Source organism: Hathewaya histolytica (genome assembly GCF_901482605.1).
Lineage (GTDB): Bacteria > Bacillota > Clostridia > Clostridiales > Clostridiaceae > Hathewaya > Hathewaya histolytica.
This window is the reverse complement of record NZ_LR590481.1, coordinates 1778957-1799852: the sequence shown is the minus strand read 5'-3', so window position 1 is coordinate 1799852 and position 20896 is coordinate 1778957. Positions and strand designations below refer to the sequence as shown.

Below are 20896 nucleotides of genomic sequence, written 5' to 3'. Positions count from 1 at the left end.
AGGAAGTAAGGATAATGGAAAACTTTGATAAGGATTTATGTTCAATACAACAAGCAAGAGATCTTGCTAGACTTGGAAAAGTAGCTGCCGATAAAATCGCTGACTACACTGAAGAACAAATTGACAAAATTTTACGTAATATGGTTAAGGTTGCAGAAGAGAATGCTGTTTGTTTAGCACAAATGGCAGTTGAAGAAACAGGATTTGGTAAGGTTGAAGATAAAACTTACAAAAATCATTTAGCATCTACTATATTATATAATTCAGTTAAGGACATGAAAACTATAGGGGTAATTAATGAAGATAAGGAAAATAAACTTATAGAACTTGCTGAACCAGTTGGTTTAGTTATGGGTATAGTACCTTCAACAAATCCAACATCTACTGCAATTTTTAAAGCTATGATATCAATTAAATCTCGTAATGCTATAGTTTTCTCACCACATCCATCTGCTGCAAAATGTACAATTAAAGCAGTTGAATTAATGAGGGATGCAGCTATTGAGGCTGGTGCACCAGAGAATATCATAAGCACTATAACTATGCCAACAATTGCAGCTACAAATGAGTTAATGAAAAGCAAAGAAGTTTCTATAATAATAGCTACAGGTGGTCCAGGAATGGTTAAAGCAGCTTACAGCTCAGGAAAACCAGCTCTTGGTGTTGGTGCAGGAAACTCACCAGCATATATTGAAAGAACTGCTAATGTAGAGCAAGCTGTTAGAAATATTATTGCAAGTAAAACTTTTGATTACGGTACAATTTGCGCATCAGAACAATCAATAATCTGTGAAGAATGCAATTACGATATAGTTGTAGAGGAATTCAAAAAGCAAGGTGGATATTTCATGACAGAAGAAGAAACTGATAAAGTTTGTAAGCTGTTATTTAAAAATGGACATGCTATGAATGCTAAATTTGTTGGAAGAAGTCCTCAAGTTATTGCACATGCCGCAGGGTTTACAGTTCCATCAGATGTTAAAGTTCTTATAGGAAAGCAAAATGGAGTAGGAGAAGGCAATCCACTATCTTTCGAAAAACTTACAACAGTTCTTGGATTCTATACAGTAAAAGATTGTCATGAAGCATGTGAATTAAGTATTGAATTACTTCAAAATGGAATTGGCCACACAATGAGCATACATACTGAAGATCATGATATGGTTATGAAGTTTGCTAGAAAGCCAGCTTCTCGTATTCTTGTTAATACTGGGGGAGCACAAGGTGGAACAGGTGCAAGCACAGGTCTTAACCCTTCATTTACTTTAGGTTGTGGTACATGGGGCGGAAGTTCAGTATCTGAAAATGTTACTCCTAAGCACCTTATAAACATTAAAAGAGTTGCTTATGGTATAAAAGATTGTGCAGCATTAGCATCTAATGATCCAACTTTTAACCGCATAAAAACTGCTGAAAATTGCCATGCAGTTCAAAATCAATTTATGAATATGAGTCCAGCTCAAATTGCTGCAGCTGCAGATGTTTTAAATAAATCTAAGAATTCTACAGAAAAGGATAATACTTGTACTGGATGTAGTACTGAAGGTATAAATAATGAAGAACTTTTAAACCTAGTTAACCAAATAGTTGCCTCTATGAAGGGAGCTAACTAATGGAGAATTACGAAGAGTTATTAAAACTTCTAGTAGAAGCTGTTAAAGATAAAGAGTTAATTGACGCATGTAAGAAAAATACAAATGAGATTCCAGTAGGAATTTCTAATAGACATATACATCTTTCACAAGAGCATTTAGAAATTTTATTTGGTAAGGGTTATGAGCTTACAAAAATTAAAGATTTATCTCAACCAGGACAATATGCTTGTAATGAAACTTTAACAATTTGTGGACCTAAAGGTGCAATTGAAAAAGTTAGGGTTTTAGGACCTACAAGAAGTAAAACTCAGGTGGAGGTATTAGTTGGAGATTGTATTAAGCTTGGAACAGTGCCACATGTAAAATTGTCTGGAGATTTAAGCAGAACATCTGGTGTTACAATAGTTGGACCAAAAGGATCTGTACAAATTGAAGAAGGACTAATAGTTGCACAAAGACATATTCACATGACACCTGTAGATGCTAAAAGTTTAGGAGTGCACAATGGGGAAATAGTATCAATAAAATTTGAGGATTTAAGAGGCGGAATATACAATAATGTAGCTATTAGAGCTAATGACGCTTCAAAACTTGAATGCCATCTTGATATTGAAGAAGCTAATGCTATGGGTATTAACCCAAAATCAAAAATAACAATAGTAAAATAAAAAATTATAAAAATCAATGTTTACAATTAAAATTAAAATAAATAAAAATATACTTAGGAGGATTTTAAAATGAAATATGATGCATTAGGAATGATAGAAACTAAAGGATTAGTAGCAGCAATAGAGGCATCAGATGCTATGGTTAAGGCAGCAAATGTATATTTAATAGGTAAAGAGCAAGTTGGAGGCGGTCTTGTAACTGTTATGGTTAGAGGAGATGTTGGAGCTGTTAAAGCTGCTACAGATGCTGGTGCTGCAGCTGCACAACGTGTTGGAGAATTAATATCAGTTCACGTTATACCACGTCCACACTCTGAGGTTGAAGTAATTCTTCCAGCAGCTAAAGAAACTGAAAAATAAGATTTTAATTAAAGTGTAATATATGAAAGTGTCGCTAAATTTAATTTAGCGACACTTTTATTTTGTTATTAGAAAATGAAAATGATATATGAAGTTAATAATAAAAAAATTTAAATAAACATAAGCTGATTGGTGATAAAACTAACTTATAGGAATTGGAATATAGTTATTTATGTTATCTTTAATCAACATCTATTTAAAAAATATTTTAAATAGATGTTGATTTTTTTGTATTATGAATACCACAGGTTATACCTGTGGTTCTAAAAAGCTTTTAGCTATGAGTAGAAAAAATAAAACCTCCAATGTAAAATGAAAGTAGGTTTGCCGACCACAATCATTAAACAAAGGAGGTATATCCAATATGGATAATAGTAGTTTAGCACATAGCAAGTGGAATTGTAAATATCATATAGTTTTCGCACCTAAGTATAGGAGACAAGTAATATATGGGAAGATAAAAGCAGATATAGGACAAATATTAAGAAAGCTATGTGAACATAAAGGAGTAGAAATAATTGAAGCAAATGCGTGCAAAGATCACATACATATGCTTGTAAGTATACCACCAAAACTAAGTGTATCTCAATTTATGGGATATCTAAAAGGAAAAAGTTCGTTGATGATATTTGATAGACATGCAAATTTAAAATATAAATATGGAAATAGACAATTTTGGTGTAAGGGTTATTATGTTGATACAGTTGGTAGAAATAAAAAAGTTATAGAGGAATATATAAAGAATCAGATACAAGAAGATATAGCATATGAACAGATGAGTTTAAAAGAATATATAGACCCGTTTACGGGTAAGCCAGTAAAACAAGGCAAAAAATAATACCCCTTTTAGGGGTAGCCTGTAAAAATTTTGCGGTTGGCAAGCCGTTCAATGTGCGAGTAGCACAGCCAGTAATATGCCCTTATAGGGCTAAAGCAAGCCACCCGTTTTACGGGTGGTCCTGACTCATGGTATTCTATATAATCTATTTAAATAAAATTTGAAATAGGTGATTGAATGGGAATAGCAGAGACCTTCAAAGTGTTGTCAGACCCTTTACGACGAAATATTATGGTTTCTCTAAAAAGTGGTAGATTAACAGCAGGAGAAATATCAGAAAAATTCAATATTAAACCAGCAGCTTTATCATATCATTTAAAATTATTAAAAAATGCTGATTTAGTAATGGAATACAAGCATAAAAACTTTATATATTATGAACTTAACACTACTGTTTTTAATGAATTGATAATTTGGATAAAACAATTTGGGGGGAATGAATATGAAAAATAAGATTTTATGGGCAGTGACTTTATTACCAATTTGTATGATTCTTGTAGCTATACAGTTTATGGAAGATAAAATTCCTGTACACTATGACTTCATGGGGAATATTGATAGATGGGGTTCTAAGTATGAGAAGCTTATATTTCCAATAATTATAATTATAGTGACATTATTTTGGTCTTTATTTTTAAGATATTTCAGAAAAAGACAGGTGATGACATCCGATGAAAAGTCAATTAAAGAAGCTCAGCAAAATGAAAAAGTAATTTATTATGTAGCTATTGGTATGGCTGTTTTATTTGGAATAATGAATTGTAGCTCTATGTATTCTTCTATGGTTGAAGTTAAAAATAATATGCAAACAATGGCAATAGATATAAATGTAATCACAAATGTTGTCATAGGTATTTTTTTAATTATAATTGGTAATGTCATACCCAAAAGCAAATTAAATTCAGTTGTAGGAGTTCGAACAAAGTGGAGTATGAAAAACGATATAACTTGGGCGAAAAGCAACAGATTTGGTGGAATTTTTTTTATGGTATCCGGATTGATAATTATTATTGAATCAGTTTTTATTGGAGGAATAGCATCAACAATTGTAATGCTTGGAGTAATAATAATAGATGGGATTATTTCATCTATATATTCTTATACTATTTATAAAAAACACTGAAGATTATGAGCGTAATAATGAGAAGAACAAACTGTAATTTAGGGCCGAGCTTTAATTTCATATTATTTATATTTCAAAAAGGAGAATAAGTGTAATGATAAACAAAATTGTTTATAGTTCTGAAGAAGATAATGAGTATATTCATTCAAGACTTCGTGAATACAACAAAAAATATATGAGAGGCTTTGATGATTATAATTTTCATATTAAAAAAGATGGTAAAATAATTGCAGGAATTGTTGCTGTCAGTACTTTTGATACATTAGAGGTGGAGTTCCTTTTTGTAGATGAAAATCACCGTGGAAAAAATCTTGGTACTGAACTGCTGCAATATGCTGAAAATGCTGCCCGAATAAACGGATTAAAAAGAATCCTGTTAAACACATATAGTTTTCAGGCTCCTGAATTTTATAAAAAGCTTGGTTATTCTGAGCTTTTTAAAATTGAACCTTGCTTCGAAAAATTCAGCCAATCATATTTCATTAAAAACCTGTAAATTAAATTGAGATTATGGAAACCATCAAATTTCTAATTTATTTAAGAGATTATGATGAATAACATTAATTAATATATTGTTAGAAAAATAATTATAGAAACATGAGATAACATTATATAAATAACTTTCTTTTAGGAGGTAATTTATATAGAAAATGGTGTAAAAATGTTTAAAATTTAGGAATATCAGTATGTGGATATTGTATTGCAATTCGATTTTCTGGTTTTGTATCCACTAAATAGAGAACAATTAAAAATATCCATTCTAATGGTTTCATTAAAAAATAAATCATATCTGCTATATAAGGTGATTTTATTTTAGTTGCAATAGGGTATCCATATTTATCATATATACCTCTTATAAATGCATGAAGCTTAGGTGCCCTTTCCTCAAGAATTTGTTCAAAGGCATTTGCAATACATAATTGACGATTTACCAATACCTTATGTCCATGACGTTTTCCCTCTCTTATTGGCTTTACAACTTCTTTATGTCCACCAGCTGCAACTGTACATAAATAATGTTGATCATAATATATATTTTGTGGAGCTATTTTTTGAGAAAAGGTCCAATCAGCTGTTTCTGTCCAAGCTTTTATAATACTGTCTGGTTTTTGACCAAAAAGAATTAAAATAATTATAATTACGCCTAATAAAGGTAACATTACAACAACACCTAGCCATGGCCAATTAGAGGAGTTGCTTATTATTTTATCAAGCTTAGAAAATTCACCATTACAGTCAAACTTCATTTCATTCTCTATAATTTTAGATTTTTGATAAATTAAACATCGTACTGTTTTTAAAATGATAATTATATAGTTAACAGGTAAGAGAATTAATAGAATCGAATGACTCCATATTTGAATACACCAAGTTGTGGATAGAATTATACCAAGATACATAGCGGCAATTCCAAGAACTGTAGCTAAAGGAGGTTGATTTTTTAAATCTATGAATCTACAATAAATATATCCAATAGAAGAAATTAGTAACATTGTTATTATAGTTGGCATTGTTTTCAGAAATATTGGTGAATGAATTTGCTGATTACTTAACTGAATATTCCAATCTGCAAATTTAACTTCTAAAAAGTTAAATAAAAAAGTAGAATAAAGTATTCCAAGACATAATCCAAAAACTTCTATTTTTTTCTGTGCAGAACTATTATTATCATGTTTAGGATTAAGTATAAAGAATATCAGATTTTCAAGAGTTAATGTTATAGGTAATGCAAAAAGGGTACCTAATAGGCTAGATTTAATTAAGCCAGATATTGAAGTTTGTCCTATAATGGTTAAAATAGTGTAACATAATAGGGATATACAAAAACTTATTCCAAAGGTAAATAAAATAGGTATTTTATAAAAATTGTCTACGAGTTTTTTTACTATTTTTATCATAGATAACTCTCCTTTTTGGTTATATATTTATTATAAACTATACTTTTTAAATTGCAAATTATTAACATTCTAATGTGGTTAATGAATTATTACTTAAAAGTTTTAGCAGTACATTAATATAAATAAAATTCTATTTAATTTTGATTTTTTAACTTCTAAAATAGTTTATTGCTGAGTTGAATAATATAGATAGCATTGGTTCTTGGCAAGATAATAACATTCAAATAAAATGTGCCAGAAAAGCTGTGAAATTAATAATTGAAATTCAAATATTATTAATTATATTGTATATAGGAAAGTCTAAAATTTTTTACTTATGATAAGGAGAAACCTATCTGTGGAGAACCAAAATTATTACAAAGTTATAAAATATTAAAATCAAGCCATTGATATAAAGAATAGTATTGGTTTGTGTTATAATTATTTTATTGAATTTTTGGAAAATGTAGAAAGATAAATAGGAATTTACAAAGAAATAGAAAATTGATATTTTACCATAGAGTTTTACTTTGCTTCATCAATCTTTTTGATGGTATCTTCACGAATAGCTTGTCTTAAAGATTTCAAATAATAGGAGAACGCAACTTTATCATCTGCGTAGGTTAAATTGAGTTCAAATTCTTTCGGAATCCAAGTAGACAAGTCAGACATATTGTGCTGAATCAATGCTTCAAGGCCATCAATGGCTTTATAAATCTGAGCTTCAACTGTTTTACGCTCTTCCATTTCCTCATAAAGTTCTCGCATTTCTACTGCATAGTCCTCTGGTAAGGAATGAACCCAGCTATACAGCAGATTTTCTTCAATCAGCTCGTGGTCTAGGTTCTTTTCAAAAGTAGGAATATCTCCAGTAAAACATTCTCCCAGGTCGTGAATAATGCACATTCTTATAACCTTATCCATATCAGCTTGGGGGAACTCATCCCTCATAAAGAAAGCCATCAAGGCCATCATCCAACTATGTTCTGCAACACTCTCGTGTCTGCCTTTGGAAGTATAGCAATGGCGAGTTGTATCTTTCAGCTTTTCGGTGACCAATAATGCATCCAATAATTTTCTTGCTTACATATTCATTCCTCCTATAAATTCAAGATGGTGTGAAGTATGACATCCATATTTCTTCTTTAAAATCTTATATTTTCAATGGTTACATCATTTTCAAAACAAAAAACAATGCTCTCCTATTTTCGTGTATAATTGAATAACAAAAACAAATATCTATGAAAGAAGGTCATTTTAAGTAATGGGTTTTTGTTAATTCCCATTCTCCGACAATGTCAAGATCAAAGTAATCGGAGACTTTATCTCGTGCTGAACGCGGAATCATTACAAATAGGTTTGGATGTTTAAGTTTCATAAATTACATCTTGAATTTTCCTTATACCATTATTTCATTATTTACGTTAGGAGTCAAGTATTACATACACTGGTAATATATTGAAATTAATTCATAATAGTAATTAACTGCGAAGTAAAGATTATTCATATAATCTTTAAGCAAATAGTAATTTATTTGTTAGCTAATAAGTTTCAATGCGAAGAATTAAATTACTACGTTTAAAGGTAAAATGGGGAGGTATTAAGAGCCATGAAAAAAGTATTGAGAAAATATGAGAATGTAATTAGAATATACTATTAAGAGTTCTACTTTTCATGGGTTAAATTAATAAATTTGTAGAGAAAGGAACAAATGTATAGTAGTGATATTTCAGTATGGGAATTACTGCAAAAGCAAATAACATGGAATCAGTTAAATTTTATACAGGATAAAAAATTATTGGATTTTGGTAGTGGAAGAGGCATTGCAGCACCATATTTTGGAAGTAGAAATTAAGTTATTGTATATGATAAATTTCAATTTAATGTTGGGTAATACAAATTCCAATTTGTTTAGATGAATATATTAAAAGTGGTAAAATAGAAGTGATGATTATATAGAAAAGTATTATATGTATAGGGAATTAAGAAATGCAAACAACTGGATAAGTTTAAAAGCCTATCTTATTTTTTTAGAAAAACATAATCAAAATTTGAATGAAAATTAAAATGGTTATATTGTAAGAGGAGAAGTGTTTGCCTTACGGTGCGGTGAAGCGTACCTGTGGAGAACCATAATTAAAAGAAGTTAGGTTTATAAACTAGAGGATTTGGTATATAATATTTGTATAAATAATTTTTGAAGGAGGTAATTTAATTGAAAAATAATGATATTAATTTATATGATATTTTTATAAATTATTCATATAGTCAATTAAAGGAATTGTTTAAAAATGCAAAAACAAAAGAAGAGCAGGACTTTTATATGACTTTGTCAAATTTAGTCTTACAAAAAGAACAGGCGAAAGTTATAGGTGAATAGTATGCCTACATATACAATTTTTGCTGGTGTTAATGGTGCAGGAAAGACTTTAATATATAAATCTATATACTATCATGAAAATAAAGATGAGAAAAGAATAAATACCGATGAAATGGTTGCAAGAATTGGATCTTGGAAAGATAGTAATCTTCAGATTAAATGTGCTAGAGAAGCTGTTAAGTTAATAAAGCATTATATTTTAAAAGGTATATCTTTTAATCAAGAAACAACATTATCTGGCAGAAGTATAATAAAGAATATAAACTTTGCAAAAGAAAAAGGTTTTTATATTGTTATGAATTATATAGGATTAGAAAATACAGAACTTGCTAAGGAAAGAGTTAAAATTAGGGTAAATAAAGGTGGACATGGAATACCTGATAAAGATATAGAAAGAAGATATTATGATTCGTTAAAAAATCTAAATGATGTAATTGAAATCTGTGATGAAGTAAATATATATGATAATACAGAAGTATTAAGAGAAATTATGTATTTAAAAAAAGGTAAGATAATATGGGTTGACAAAAAGATACCTAATTGGATAAAGGATATATTGCAAAGTTAGCTAGTAAAATTATAAAAGTTTTACTAGCTATTTTCACATAAAAATATAATGGAAACTTGAATTAGAAATACTATTAATTATATTGTATATGGGGAAGTAGAACTTTTTTAGTTAGGGTGAGGTGAGCTGTATCACAAGTAAAGGGGTGCGGTTTATCAAATATTTAAAAAGATATAGAATTAGATTTAATTCTATATCTTTTTACTATTATTTATAAATATTTTTATGAATTAAGTAGCAAAGACTTAAGCTCGTCAAAATTAGAAATCTCATAAGTAGGTTTTATTGAAGTTTTATTTATAGTTTTGTTAGGGTTATACCAACAGGTGTCTATACCAAAGTTTATCCCACCTTGTATATCAGAACTTAAACTATCCCCTACTATTAAAACTTTATTTTTATCAAAGAAATTTATATTTTTTAAAGTATGTTGAAAAATTTCAGGATTTGGTTTTGATATTAATATTTCTTCAGATATTACTATAGTCTCAAAAAATTTTGCTATAGTAGATTTTCTGATTCTTTTATCTTGAACTAAGGTAAGACCATTAGTTACTATAGCAAGTCTGTAAGACTTGTTTAGAGTTTCTATAAGCCCCATACTATTATCATATAAAAATGATGCATCGGCTAAATACTCCATATATAATTTTGCAAAGGTAGTTTCATCAAAAATTACCTCTAGTCTATCTGATAATCTTTTAAATCTTTCTACTTTTAAATTTTCTTGTGTAATAAGTCCTTGTTCAAACTCTTTCCATAGAGCTGTATTTATTTCTTTATAAATTTTCAAATGATAACTTTCATCATAGTTTATGTTAAACTTAAGCATTGTATTTTTAAATGCTTCTCTTTCAGATCTTTTAAAATCATATAATGTTTCATCTGCATCAAATAATATAACTTCATATTTCATAATATGTCCTCCCAAATTTATATAAATAATTTAATTACTAAGTAATTTAAGTTGTTTTTGCTTATAGTTTTCATCATATTTTGCATTAAGTATAATACCTATTAAAAATAGTATGCATCCTACTACCTTTCCTATAGAAAAAATATTGAAGTATAAATAATCTATAATTGCACTTGTAAGCATTTGATCTATAAAACGTAGTATAATTGTATACACTGTTGGTATTTTATGAACTATTACATTGAATATATAAGTAGTTAAAACACCTATAACTCCACCTAGAAAATGAGCTAAAGAAGTATTAGCTATAGTAGGAGTATTTGATGTGAATTTTAACATAATAAAGCAAAAAATAATAGAAGCTAATGTAGCAGCTAAATTTCTATACTTATTCAAATTTATTCACTCCTTTACAAGTCGTTATAAATAAAATAATATATTTATAAAAATTAGAACATGACATTAGTCATGTTAGGAGGTTTTATGAGAAGAATTTCAGATGCCAGACTTATAAAGCAGTATATCAAAAAACATAATATAGAACAGAAGTTTGGTTGTGAAATATTAAAATATGCACAACTTCATTTCTATGAAAAACAAGAGTATATATTAGAATCAGGGGAAAATCTTGAATATTATTATTTACTTGTAGATGGTAAAATTAAAATTTATTATCCTTTTGAAAATGGAAAATCAATGCTTTTAAAATTCTATAAAGATTTTAATACTATAGGAGATGTAGAACTTTTAAAAGATATGCCTATACTTTGCAATATTGATGCAGTAGAAGATACTTATTTGATAGCAATACCTGCATCTATACTTAGAGAAAAGAATTTTAATAATATAAAGCTTTTGCATCATTTAGTAGATTCTTTGAGAGAGAAGCTCTATGGAACTATTAATAACAGCTCATATAATTTTGTATATCCACTTAGTAATAGATTAGCTAGTTATTTAGTTGAACAACTTACAGACGAAGATTATATAATTTCAAAATACATGGTATTTCCTAAAAGTTGTGTCACATACAATTTATGCAATCAGAGTTAATATTACAATTGACACTTAATCTTATAATGTATATAATTATAGAAAATAAAAGCTATGAAAAGAGCAGTAGTTATAAAGTAGTATACAGGGAGCTTCTATTTGGTGAGAGGAAGTTATGAATTTATAATGAAACAAGTCTTGGAGCTGCATACGGATCTTATAAGAGTTTATTATAAGTGATACTATGACGTCGGTTCACGTTACAGAACTAGAGTATGATTTTTCTTAGGAATTTTAGGAGATGGTGTACTTGAGGAGTCTAAAATGATGACATTTTAGAGAATAAAGGGTGGTACCGCAAAATAGAATTTTTGCCCCTGTAGCTATAGTTCTACAGGGGCTTTTTGACGTAAAAAATTATAGTGAAATTTCAAGGAGTGATAAATATGATAAATAAAAGATTAGGAAGAAATGAAAGACCAGTATTTCCAAAGAGGGCTGTAATAACAGCTGGAATGCCTTATGGAAACAAAAACCTTCATTTTGGGCATGTTGGCGGAATGTTTATACATGCAGATATATTTGCAAGATTTTTAAGAGATAGAATAGGGAAAGATAATGTAATTTTTATATCAGGTACAGATTGTTATGGCTCACCTATTCTTGAAAGCTATAGAAAGCTTAAGGAAGATGGCTATGAAAAAACTATAGAGGACTATGTTAAGGCTAATCATTTAAGTCAAAAGAAAACCTTAGAGGATTACAATGTTAGTTTGAATCTTTTTGGTGCTTCAGCTATTGGAAGAACCGGGCAAATTCATAATAAAACTTCAGAAGAAATATTTAATACCTTATTAAAAAATGGCTATATAAAAAAGATGTCGGCACTACAATTTTATGATGAAGAGAAAAAAATGTTTCTTAATGGGAGACAAGTAACTGGAAAGTGCCCAATTGCTGGATGTAATTCTGACAAGGCATATGCAGAAGAATGTTCATTAGGACATCAATATATGTCATCAGAATTAATCAATCCTATTAGTGCATTATCAGGGAAAAGGCCACAGTTAAAGAGTGCAGATAACTGGTATTTTACATTAGATGATTCTATGGATATCATCAATGAGCTTAATGAGTTTTTAAAGAAAAACACTAACAGAAGAAAATATGAGCTTAAAGTTATAGATGAATTTTTAAAGAAGCCATTAATATATGTCCCAAGAAAATATATTGATGATCTTAGTGAGTTAGAAGCTAAATTTCCAAAGCATGAGACAATAGATGAAGAAAAGAAATCTTTTGTAACTTTTATTTTTGAAAACTTAGAAGATAGAGATAAAGCTAAAGAAATGTTAGATAATTTGAGTATTAACTATACAAGTGGTAAGACCTTGGTTCCTTTTAGATTATCAGGAAATATCTCTTGGGGAGTAAAAGTGCCAGATAGAGATGAATTAAAGGATTTAACATTCTGGGTGTGGCCAGAATCATTATGGGCACCAATATCTTTTACCAAGGCATATCTAGAGTCAATAGGGGAAAATTCTGAAAACTGGCATAGTTGGTGGTGTGATGAAGATTCCATGGTATATCAATTTATAGGTGAAGATAATATTTATTTCTATTCAATTGTTGCAATGGCAATGTTTATTGGACTAAAAATAGCTAAAGGTGAAGCTGTAGATGTTTCTAAAGTTAAGCTTCCGCATATTATTCCTAATAAACACGTTTTATTTATGGATAAAAAAGCTAGTAGTAGTTCAGAGGTTAAGCCTCCAATGGCAGATGAATTATTAAAACATTATTCAAAAGACCAATTACGCATGCACTTTATGAGCTTAGGATTATCCTCAAAGAGTGTTGGATTCAAACCGCAAGTTTATATGAATGAAGAAGAAAAAGTAGGTGTAGATCCAGTGCTAAAGGAAGGGAATCTTCTAACTAATGTGTTTAATAGGCTTCTTCGTTCATGTTTCTATACCTTGCAAAGCATGAATGAAAGTATTCCCAAGGAAGAAGTAAGCGAAAAAATAAAAGAATCAACAGAAAGAACGGTATTAGAATATGAAACCCATATGTATAATCAAGATTTTCATAGGATATCATATGTTCTTGATGCTTATATAAGAGAAATAAACAAGTATTGGTCTAACAATATTAAAAAGGAAGAACTAAAAAGACAAGTAATAGCTGATTGCTTCTATGCTTGCAAAGTAATAGCAGTACTAGTTCATCCAATAGCACCAGGAGGCTGTGAAAAGTTTAAAGATTACTTAAATATAGGTGATGAATTATGGAATTGGGATAAAATACTGGACACTCTTAATTCTTATTTTGAAGATGGTGAGAATTATAAGTTTAAGTTCCTTGAACCCAAAGTTGATTTTTTTGAGAAAATGGAGTATCAATATTATGGAAACTCATATAAATAAGATTGTTTATACAAAGAAATTAGAAAGGTTGGGTTAATTGGATTCACAGCACAGATTATTCATCATGAAGTGGGCCATTTTGAAGGTATAATAATCTAAGATATAGAATTGTTTATGATGAGATTATTAATTTCAAAAATATATTCAAGAAAAAGGAGTTATTATGGTTAAATTACGCAAAATGCTTGGAAAAGCAGATTCACCATATATCGTTTCTCTTATGAGGTTAATAGAAACACAAAGCAAAAGTACTATTGTAAAATGGTGTAATGAATATGCAAGTGAGCATATTCTACCTATTTATGAAAAGAATTATCCTGAGGATTTCCGTTTAAAAAATGCACTAAATGCATCTAATGAATGGCTAGAAGGAAAAAAAAAATTAACAGATGCAAAGAAAATTATTAAGGAAGCTCAAATAGTTGCAAGAGAAGTAGAAGGAAATCCAACTGCACAAGCTGCAGCTAGAGCAATTGGAGCAACTACTACAACTATTAATACTATTACAAGTTCTTTAGGCCTTGCATTTTACGGTGCTGCAGCCATAGCATATTCATCTGTTGGTGTTAATGAGAAGAGTGAGGTTTATGATGAGATTGCAGCAAGAGAGTGCAAGAATATGGAGGAAGCTTTACGCAAAGTGGCTATAATAGATGAGCCTAATCCAGCAAAAATAAATTGGAATTGTTAAATATAGAAATTTGTCTAAGAATACTCAACATTGAATTTGCGTATTTTTTATTGTAGTATTACATTATTATAGTTTAAATAGTATTATATTGAATAGGAGGATTTCATTAGTGGTGTTTTAATAAAGTGAAGGGGGATAAAATGAGAATTGGGATAGTACGACATTTCAAAGTTGATTATAAGGTTAATGGAATGATGAGTTCTAGTGATTTTGAAGAGTATGTTACTAGTTATGATAATGCGTTAGTTATAGAAAATAAAATTGATTTAGGTCATAGTCAATGGAGTAAATGTTATTGTAGTGATTTAAAAAGAGCTATAATAACAGCAAAGAGTATTTATGATAAAGAATTAGAAATAACGGATTTATTAAGAGAAGTAAAAATGTACCCAGTTAAAAAATCACAATTAAAGATACCTAGTTTTTTATGGAGCATTTCTTCAAGAATTGCATGGAAGTTAAATCATCATTCACAATTAGAAACAATAACTTATACAAGAAAAAGGGCAAAGGAATTTCTAAGTAAACTTGATTTGAATAGCGATGAAAATATATTAATAGTATCTCATGGCTTTTTCTTAATAACATTAATTAATGAATTGAAACTATTGGGTTTTAATGGTGGTGTACCTAGTGAAATGAAAAATGGATATTTATATATACTTGAAAAATAATGTTAGAAAGTTAATTTAGAGTAAAATGTGTAAATTTGACGGTTGAAAGCACTATTCTTTTCAAGATGGGTGCTTTTTTTCTTTTTCATTAAGTTCTATGCGAATACCAAGAAGTGTAAAAGAGATGCTTAAAGGTTAAAAGTAAGCCAGTGATATCCATAAGTATCATTGGCTTATGTTATAACTGCTATGTAAGTGTTGGGAAAATAGGTATATAAATAATAATTTGAGATTGAGTAATATAAATTAGAATTTTACGCTTGAAAATATCACCCTTCGTTTGACGGAGGGGTTTATCATGCGGCTGATCGGCCCCAACAGTTCAGGCAAAACAGATTGATGTTTCTGTCAACAGCTATATAATAGCGGCATTTTTACAGGTTGACAGTAAGCTTGTACTTGACTTACCAACAACTTATAGCGGCTGTAAAATTGAAAAGATGATTTTTGTTCCCCCTGCGATTTCTTATGCTCATAATATTATTACTGTTTTGCCTGTTAATGGGAAAATGGCTCTTACATATCATAGCATGGAGAATGGCAACGGTGCAGAGAAAAATTTCTTTGATAGGGGTATTAAAAATCTCATATTGTGGGCCAGACGCAAAGATATATAACTTAAAAGAGAAAAATGAAATAACAGCAAGTAAAATCAAGAAGTAATCTCTCTATTTCCTTATAATAAATGCAGGACGGTTGAAACGAGGTGAACAGACGAATGTACCAGTGGCAGAAGCAAATTCAAATAATCGTTGATGAAATTGACAAATGTATTAAAAATTATAATGATGAAGCCTTGACACTACGCTTTCTTTCTCGCAGGCTGGGTTATTCGGAATTTTATACAACGAGAAAATTCAAAGAAATATCGGGTATGCAATTTAGGGATTATCTGCGGCATAGAAAATTAGCCTTTGCACTAAAAGAGGTTCGGGATAGTGAAAAAAGTATTTTGAATATTGCTTTTGATTATGGTTTTTCATCACATGAAGCTTTTACCAGAGCTTTCAAGGGAACATATGGTGTAACTCCAAGTGAATACCAAAAAAAGCCTAATCCTGTCGTTCTTCGTACAAAAATAAACCCTTTCGACCGCTACTTTTTAGGATTGGGAGAGATTGGTATGATGAAATCTACAGATGATGTTAAAACTTATTTTGTAACCATTCCTGCACACAAGTTTTTACACATTAAAAACTATGAGAGTAATGGATATTGGGATTTTTGGCAAAAGCAAAGTCTTATTCCGGGACAGGACTGCGAAACAATTTGTGGCTTACTCGATAGTATCAAGGGCAAATTGGATGATGATGGTGGGAGCTAATCTAACAGTGGCAGCGGTCAGATTATGGCGTACATTAATGACCCGGACGGCAGACTCTGCGATTGGGGTATTCCACGTACAGAGTGTTATGGTGTACGTCTTCCTTTTGATTATAAAGGCGAAGTACCACCACAAATGCTTATGATTGATGTTCCTGAAGCTGAGTATATTGTTTTTGAACATGGGCCATTCGATTATGAGCAGGAAAATCGTAGTGTGGAGGAAAAGATTGAAAAGGCAATGGTAACTTTTGATTTTGCAGGCACTGGTTACTGCTTTGATACTTCCCCCAGTAGAATAATTTACTTTTATTTTAATCCGGAACGTTTTTTTAAGTATATCAGACCAGTGATGAAGTAAATAAAATGGACTGCTTAGACACTATTGTTTCTAACGAGAAAAACAAACAGGAAATAACAAGTTCCAATTTGTTCAGATTAATATATTAAAAGAGAGGGGATAGAAATAATGATATTATAAAATTTTATTATATGTATAGGAAATTAAGAAATGCAAATTAAAGGATAGGTTTAAAGCCTATCTTATTTTTTAGAGAAAAATATGATTAAAACTTGAAATTGAAATTTAATTAATTATATTGTATATTGAGAAATTCATAATTTTTTATTAAAGTTGGATAGGAAATTTCAGGATAAGTTTGTTAATTTGAAGGTATACAATAGATTTAGAAATAAAGCTTTAGTATGTCTTTATTTTATAATCGAGATTTTGAATTGCCATTAAATGTTTAAAATAGGCTCTTAAAACACTAGGGTACTATAACTGTTAACGCCTAAGAATTCAAGAATGTTAAGTTTGGGTGACATATTGCTAAGAGTAATTGGTAGTCATTATTAAAGAGAAAATGTAAACTTTGTTATATAAAAAGTATATTTATTTTAATATAAATAATTAATTGGGGGACAGAGTTTATGAAAAAAATGATAATGATGATTAATCCATTAAAGAAGGATGTAGATGATATTTCTAAAGGAGCATATGTAATTAAAAAATTACTTGGTTTTATTTTAGTATATATATCATCTAGTATTATTGCAGAGTGTATAGTAATATTAGGGTTAAATATAACAGGTTATGACTTTTTACATGGAGAGATGCCGAGCGACGATTTTATGATGTTAATTAAATGTTATGGTTTTTCGGTTCACTTAGCAATAACATTACTATATTGTAGATTTGTAGAAAAGATGAGCCTAGCGAGAATGGGGATAGTAAAAAAGAAAGTTGTAAAGTCATATTTTTTAGGAATAGGAATAGCAGCAATACTGCTCGGTAGTATATTTATTTTATGTGTATCTAGTGGGAGTATTGTATATTACGGAAAAAATGATGATATAAATATGATTTTAATTTTGGGTTATCTAGGATGTTTTATTATTCAAGGTGCCATGGAAGAAATTATGTGTAGAGGATTTTTGATGAATTCGCTTCTATATAAAGTTTCTACTAATAGAGCAATATTAATTAGTTCAGTTATATTTGCATTTCCACATTTTTCTACGCTTTTTCAGTTTAATATAATGATTGGAATTATAGGAATAGTTAATTTGTTATTATTTTCGACATTAGTATCTTTGTTGATGATAAAGTATAATAATATATGGGTATCGTGTGCTGTTCATAGTGTTTGGAATTTTACATTAGCTATTATAATTGGAATTAATTTAAGTGGTGCAAACAGTATATCATCTGTATTTAAATTTAATGTTAATGAGAATATGAAATTATTAAGTGGAGGTCAATACGGAATTGAGGCTGGATTAATTTGCACAATGGTATTGATTTTGTTTGTTATAGTATTAGGCAGAAAGGTTGAGAGATGAAAAGATGACGTTTAATAATAAATTATATTCTTTGAGAAAACAAAAGGGTTTATCTCAAGAAGAATTAGGCGGAAAGTTAAATGTTTCAAGACAGACCATTTCCAAATGGGAACTTGGTGAAACTACACCAGAATTAGAAAAATTAATAGCCTTAGGACACTTTTTTGAAATATCCCTAGATGAGTTGGTAATGGATGTAAAAGCAAAAGAAAGTACAAAAACAGGATTATTAGCAATGAATAGGTTTAAAACAATAATTGATAGTATTGATCAAGAAAAAGTTAAGATCTCTATAAAGAAAATATTGAAAATGGTACTAATAACTATAGTAATAATTCTTGTTATTGATTTAATTTCAATGATTGTGTACTTTGTGCTTAATGGCTTTCCGGTATAAATATTTATATAGTTTTTAAATATTATTATAAAATGTTTCATAGGACATGTTGTGAAATTACTGAAGAGAATTTAATTAAAAATTATAAATTGAATTGAATAAAATTAGATGATAAACTTAAAAATATATAAAATGCATAAAATGAAAGGGGGAAGATTTAGTAAGGGTTTCTACTTATAAGACTCTCTCTAACTAAAGATAAAATATGAGATTAGATAAATTTTTATCAGAATCATCCACTGAAGGGAGAAAGAGCATTCGAACCTATATTAAAGAAGGCAGAGTTAAGGTAAATGGAGAAGTAATAACAGAACCTGCAATAGAAATTAAGGAAGATTCTGATGTTATTGAGTATAGTGGTAAAGTTGTTGATTATACTGGAAAAGTATATTACATGTTTAACAAACCTGCAGGTTATATCACTGCAAGGAAGGATAAAGTTAATAAAACCGTATTTGATTTTTTTCATGATGCTAACATGAATGGAGTATTCCATGTTGGAAGATTAGATAAAGATACGGAAGGATTATTGCTACTGACTAATGATGGTGAATTTGAACATAAATTAATGTATCCTGAAAAGCATGTTGAAAAAACCTATTTCTTTTGGGCTTTGGGTTCCTTAGATGAGGAAGATAGGAAGGAATTGGAGCAAGGAGTTTACATTTCGAAAGGTGAAATACTAACGAAACCTGCAAAAATAAAAATTGATAAAAGTGGAATGTATAAAGAACTCAACTATAAAATGCCTATTGAGAATTTATATAATATAGATTCAGGTCAATATAATCAGCCTGTGGTTTCTGGATATCTTACTATTTCAGAGGGACGTAAGCATCAAGTGAAACGTATGTTAAAGGCAGTAGGGTGTTATGTTGTATATTTAAAAAGGATTTCCATTGGGGGATTAATGTTAGATGAATCCTTAGAAAAAGGTCAGTATAGGTCATTGACAGAATTAGAGGTTCAAAAGTTACTAGGAAATTTATGAAAAATTTTTGTGTTAAATTCTACTTTTGGTAATTTGGTGTATTTCTTTATAGAACGTTTAAACAATTAATTATAGTTTATGGGGCTAGAGTATTGTTAAAAATACGTGGTAGATAATAAAAGGGGGATTGAGCATTTTGGAGTATAAATTACTTAAAAGGTCAGAACTTTCATTATTGGGACAAGTTGATAGAAAAGAAGTAGTAAATGAGGTTTATTATTTTAGGAATAATAAGCTTGAAATAGTAAATGAATTTTATAATATTGAAAGTTGGAATTTGAAAGAACTTAATGAATATATTATTAGATTAGAAGATATATATGATAGGAATGGAATAATATATGGAGCATTTGATAACAATAAAATTGTAGGTTTAGCAGCCTTAGAAAGCAAATTTATTGGCAGAAATAATGACCAACTTAAACTTGATATGTTATATATAAGTAATAATTATCGTAAAAAGGGTATAGGAAAGAATTTAGTTAATTTGTTATCTAAAAGAGCAAAAGAGTTAGGTGCTAAAAGCCTGTACATATCGGCTACACCCTTTAAAAATACAGTAGGTTTTTATTTTTATATGGGTGCAAAAGTAGCCAGTGAAGTAAATAAAGAATTGTATGAATTAGAACCCTATGACATACATATGGTATTAGAATTATAATAATTAATCTTTTGTGATGGAATTTTCAAAATTATTTGCTTAATTTGATTGTAGTATGTTAAAATGATTTTATAAAATTGAATATGTTAAAATTAGGTTTAATAGATATTAATATCTATTAATTAAAAGGGAAGTGGGTTTGAATCCCACGCGGTCCCGCCACTGTAATAGATGAGTTCCTACAATTATGCCACTGGGAAACTGGGAAGGCTGTAGGAATGTTGATGCTTAAGCCAGGAGACCTGCCTATTTTAATATACTTATAACTCTACGAGCGATAGGGGGTATATATATGTTTGAAAAATATTTTTTTGAATAAATAGCCCTTTGACAATTGTTAAAGGGCTATTATTTATGGGGAAAAATATTTTTTTGGCATGGTAAATAATATAATCTATGTTATTAGCTTAAATAATTTACAAAATAAATTATTAAAATATCTTATATGTAATATATTTTCAAAATATGAGATAAGCATAATTAAATGGTATATTTTTTAAATTATATTCTTGATAAAAAATAAGCCGTATGATATTATTAAATGCAAATAATATGCATTTGCAT

General features: G+C 29.3%; 21 protein-coding genes, 2 pseudogenes, 1 riboswitch and 1 other annotated feature. Of the genes and pseudogenes, 19 read left to right on the top strand and 4 right to left on the bottom strand.

From position 1 onward, the window contains the following. Positions 1 to 14 precede the first annotated feature (14 nt). From FGL08_RS08775 to FGL08_RS08745, 7 genes are all read left to right on the top strand, one after another. Complete coding sequence (locus FGL08_RS08775) at positions 15 to 1613, top strand: acetaldehyde dehydrogenase (acetylating) (RefSeq protein ID WP_138210428.1); 1599 nt, start codon at positions 15 to 17, stop codon at positions 1611 to 1613. Then, complete coding sequence (locus FGL08_RS08770) at positions 1613 to 2263, top strand: phosphate propanoyltransferase (RefSeq protein WP_138210427.1); 651 nt, start codon at positions 1613 to 1615, stop codon at positions 2261 to 2263. The genes FGL08_RS08775 and FGL08_RS08770 overlap by 1 nt, the downstream gene beginning before the upstream one ends. Positions 2264 to 2332: 69 nt before the next feature. After that, a complete protein-coding gene (eutM, locus tag FGL08_RS08765; RefSeq protein WP_138210426.1) occupies positions 2333 to 2623 on the top strand; it encodes an ethanolamine utilization microcompartment protein EutM in 291 nt (96 codons plus the stop codon). A 364-nt stretch (positions 2624 to 2987) separates the two neighbouring features. Next, entirely contained in the window at positions 2988 to 3461 is a 474-nt protein-coding gene (gene tnpA, locus FGL08_RS08760) for an IS200/IS605 family transposase (protein ID WP_138209354.1), read from the top strand. Between the two features lie 177 nt (positions 3462 to 3638). Further along, on the top strand, positions 3639 to 3914 hold the full coding sequence (locus tag FGL08_RS08755) for an autorepressor SdpR family transcription factor (RefSeq protein WP_138210425.1): 276 nt from the start codon (positions 3639 to 3641) through the stop codon (positions 3912 to 3914). Then, complete coding sequence (locus tag FGL08_RS08750; protein WP_171012028.1) at positions 3904 to 4584, top strand: SdpI family protein; 681 nt, start codon at positions 3904 to 3906, stop codon at positions 4582 to 4584. Before FGL08_RS08755 ends, FGL08_RS08750 begins: the two co-directional genes overlap by 11 nt. 94 nt (positions 4585 to 4678) lie before the next feature. After that, positions 4679 to 5080, top strand: coding sequence for a GNAT family N-acetyltransferase (locus FGL08_RS08745; protein ID WP_138210423.1), 402 nt, complete (start codon positions 4679 to 4681; stop codon positions 5078 to 5080). A gap of 169 nt (positions 5081 to 5249) precedes the next feature. Here the strand turns inward: FGL08_RS08745 and FGL08_RS08740 are convergent, their stop codons facing one another. Both FGL08_RS08740 and FGL08_RS08735 read right to left on the bottom strand, forming a co-directional pair. After that, positions 5250 to 6482 (bottom strand): DUF6688 domain-containing protein, encoded by a 1233-nt coding sequence (locus tag FGL08_RS08740; RefSeq protein WP_138210422.1) that lies wholly within the window; start codon positions 6480 to 6482, stop codon positions 5250 to 5252. Between the two features lie 504 nt (positions 6483 to 6986). Then, the gene (locus tag FGL08_RS08735) at positions 6987 to 7532 is read right to left on the bottom strand and encodes an HD domain-containing protein (RefSeq protein WP_243117969.1); all 546 of its coding nucleotides are present in this window, start codon (positions 7530 to 7532) and stop codon (positions 6987 to 6989) included. A 640-nt stretch (positions 7533 to 8172) separates the two neighbouring features. Here FGL08_RS08735 and FGL08_RS08730 point away from each other — a divergent pair. The 3 genes from FGL08_RS08730 to FGL08_RS08725 all read left to right on the top strand — a co-directional run bounded on the left by FGL08_RS08730 (position 8173) and on the right by FGL08_RS08725 (position 9409). Further along, complete coding sequence (locus FGL08_RS08730; protein ID WP_179951327.1) at positions 8173 to 8316, top strand: hypothetical protein; 144 nt, start codon at positions 8173 to 8175, stop codon at positions 8314 to 8316. Between the two features lie 360 nt (positions 8317 to 8676). Then, positions 8677 to 8841, top strand: a complete 165-nt coding sequence (locus FGL08_RS13415; RefSeq protein ID WP_171012027.1) for a hypothetical protein — start codon at positions 8677 to 8679, stop codon at positions 8839 to 8841. Between the two features lies 1 nt (position 8842). Continuing rightward, positions 8843 to 9409: an ATPase gene (locus FGL08_RS08725; RefSeq protein ID WP_138210421.1), complete on the top strand. Its 567-nt coding sequence runs from the start codon at positions 8843 to 8845 to the stop codon at positions 9407 to 9409. A 223-nt stretch (positions 9410 to 9632) separates the two neighbouring features. Here the strand turns inward: FGL08_RS08725 and FGL08_RS08720 are convergent, their stop codons facing one another. Together FGL08_RS08720 and FGL08_RS08715 are read right to left on the bottom strand one after the other, a co-directional pair. After that, positions 9633 to 10325, bottom strand: a complete 693-nt coding sequence (locus FGL08_RS08720) for a YjjG family noncanonical pyrimidine nucleotidase (RefSeq protein WP_138210420.1) — start codon at positions 10323 to 10325, stop codon at positions 9633 to 9635. A gap of 30 nt (positions 10326 to 10355) precedes the next feature. After that, the gene (locus FGL08_RS08715) at positions 10356 to 10721 is read right to left on the bottom strand and encodes a DMT family transporter (RefSeq protein ID WP_243117968.1); all 366 of its coding nucleotides are present in this window, start codon (positions 10719 to 10721) and stop codon (positions 10356 to 10358) included. A gap of 87 nt (positions 10722 to 10808) precedes the next feature. Here FGL08_RS08715 and FGL08_RS08710 point away from each other — a divergent pair. The 9 genes and pseudogenes from FGL08_RS08710 to FGL08_RS08670 form a co-directional block, all read left to right on the top strand. Then, positions 10809 to 11318: pseudogene (locus FGL08_RS08710) on the top strand (cyclic nucleotide-binding domain-containing protein); the annotation flags it as partial. Positions 11319 to 11423: 105 nt separating this feature from the next. Next, positions 11424 to 11700: a binding site (T-box leader), on the top strand. A 64-nt stretch (positions 11701 to 11764) separates the two neighbouring features. Further along, positions 11765 to 13750, top strand: a complete 1986-nt coding sequence (locus FGL08_RS08705; RefSeq protein ID WP_138210419.1) for a class I tRNA ligase family protein — start codon at positions 11765 to 11767, stop codon at positions 13748 to 13750. 163 nt (positions 13751 to 13913) lie between these two features. Further along, positions 13914 to 14441 (top strand): putative immunity protein, encoded by a 528-nt coding sequence (locus tag FGL08_RS08700; protein WP_138210418.1) that lies wholly within the window; start codon positions 13914 to 13916, stop codon positions 14439 to 14441. Between the two features lie 140 nt (positions 14442 to 14581). Beyond that, a complete protein-coding gene (locus FGL08_RS08695; RefSeq protein WP_138210417.1) occupies positions 14582 to 15115 on the top strand; it encodes a histidine phosphatase family protein in 534 nt (177 codons plus the stop codon). 718 nt (positions 15116 to 15833) lie between these two features. Beyond that, a pseudogene (locus FGL08_RS08690) lies at positions 15834 to 16799 on the top strand (helix-turn-helix transcriptional regulator). 572 nt (positions 16800 to 17371) lie between these two features. Continuing rightward, positions 17372 to 18283 (top strand): CPBP family intramembrane glutamic endopeptidase, encoded by a 912-nt coding sequence (locus FGL08_RS08685; RefSeq protein WP_138210416.1) that lies wholly within the window; start codon positions 17372 to 17374, stop codon positions 18281 to 18283. Positions 18284 to 18287: 4 nt separating this feature from the next. After that, positions 18288 to 18680 carry a helix-turn-helix domain-containing protein gene (locus tag FGL08_RS08680; protein ID WP_138210415.1) on the top strand — a complete coding sequence of 131 codons (393 nt, stop codon included), beginning with the start codon at positions 18288 to 18290 and terminating at the stop codon, positions 18678 to 18680. Positions 18681 to 18885: 205 nt separating this feature from the next. Beyond that, the gene (locus FGL08_RS08675; protein ID WP_138210414.1) at positions 18886 to 19671 is read left to right on the top strand and encodes a pseudouridine synthase; all 786 of its coding nucleotides are present in this window, start codon (positions 18886 to 18888) and stop codon (positions 19669 to 19671) included. A gap of 136 nt (positions 19672 to 19807) precedes the next feature. Then, positions 19808 to 20332 (top strand): GNAT family N-acetyltransferase, encoded by a 525-nt coding sequence (locus FGL08_RS08670; RefSeq protein ID WP_138210413.1) that lies wholly within the window; start codon positions 19808 to 19810, stop codon positions 20330 to 20332. Between the two features lie 76 nt (positions 20333 to 20408). Next, positions 20409 to 20596, top strand: a riboswitch (cobalamin riboswitch). The last annotated feature ends 300 nt before the right edge of the window (positions 20597 to 20896 follow it).

Bases quoted from the DNA above. Each gene is read 5' to 3' on its own strand.
- FGL08_RS08775 (WP_138210428.1), top strand. From the start codon at position 15: ATGGAAAACTTTGATAAGGATTTATGTTCAATACAACAAGCAAGAGAT.
- FGL08_RS08755 (WP_138210425.1), top strand. From the start codon at position 3,639: ATGGGAATAGCAGAGACCTTCAAAGTGTTGTCAGACCCTTTACGACGA.
- FGL08_RS08745 (WP_138210423.1), top strand. From the start codon at position 4,679: ATGATAAACAAAATTGTTTATAGTTCTGAAGAAGATAATGAGTATATT.
- FGL08_RS08680 (WP_138210415.1), top strand. From the start codon at position 18,288: ATGACGTTTAATAATAAATTATATTCTTTGAGAAAACAAAAGGGTTTA.
- FGL08_RS08700 (WP_138210418.1), top strand. From the start codon at position 13,914: ATGGTTAAATTACGCAAAATGCTTGGAAAAGCAGATTCACCATATATC.
- FGL08_RS08770 (WP_138210427.1), top strand. From the start codon at position 1,613: ATGGAGAATTACGAAGAGTTATTAAAACTTCTAGTAGAAGCTGTTAAA.
- FGL08_RS08675 (WP_138210414.1), top strand. From the start codon at position 18,886: ATGAGATTAGATAAATTTTTATCAGAATCATCCACTGAAGGGAGAAAG.
- FGL08_RS08725 (WP_138210421.1), top strand. From the start codon at position 8,843: ATGCCTACATATACAATTTTTGCTGGTGTTAATGGTGCAGGAAAGACT.
- eutM (WP_138210426.1), top strand. From the start codon at position 2,333: ATGAAATATGATGCATTAGGAATGATAGAAACTAAAGGATTAGTAGCA.
- FGL08_RS08705 (WP_138210419.1), top strand. From the start codon at position 11,765: ATGATAAATAAAAGATTAGGAAGAAATGAAAGACCAGTATTTCCAAAG.
- FGL08_RS08750 (WP_171012028.1), top strand. From the start codon at position 3,904: ATGAAAAATAAGATTTTATGGGCAGTGACTTTATTACCAATTTGTATG.
- FGL08_RS08720 (WP_138210420.1), bottom strand. From the start codon at position 10,325: ATGAAATATGAAGTTATATTATTTGATGCAGATGAAACATTATATGAT.
- FGL08_RS08695 (WP_138210417.1), top strand. From the start codon at position 14,582: ATGAGAATTGGGATAGTACGACATTTCAAAGTTGATTATAAGGTTAAT.
- FGL08_RS08730 (WP_179951327.1), top strand. From the start codon at position 8,173: ATGTATAGTAGTGATATTTCAGTATGGGAATTACTGCAAAAGCAAATA.
- FGL08_RS08740 (WP_138210422.1), bottom strand. From the start codon at position 6,482: ATGATAAAAATAGTAAAAAAACTCGTAGACAATTTTTATAAAATACCT.
- FGL08_RS08685 (WP_138210416.1), top strand. From the start codon at position 17,372: ATGAAAAAAATGATAATGATGATTAATCCATTAAAGAAGGATGTAGAT.
- tnpA (WP_138209354.1), top strand. From the start codon at position 2,988: ATGGATAATAGTAGTTTAGCACATAGCAAGTGGAATTGTAAATATCAT.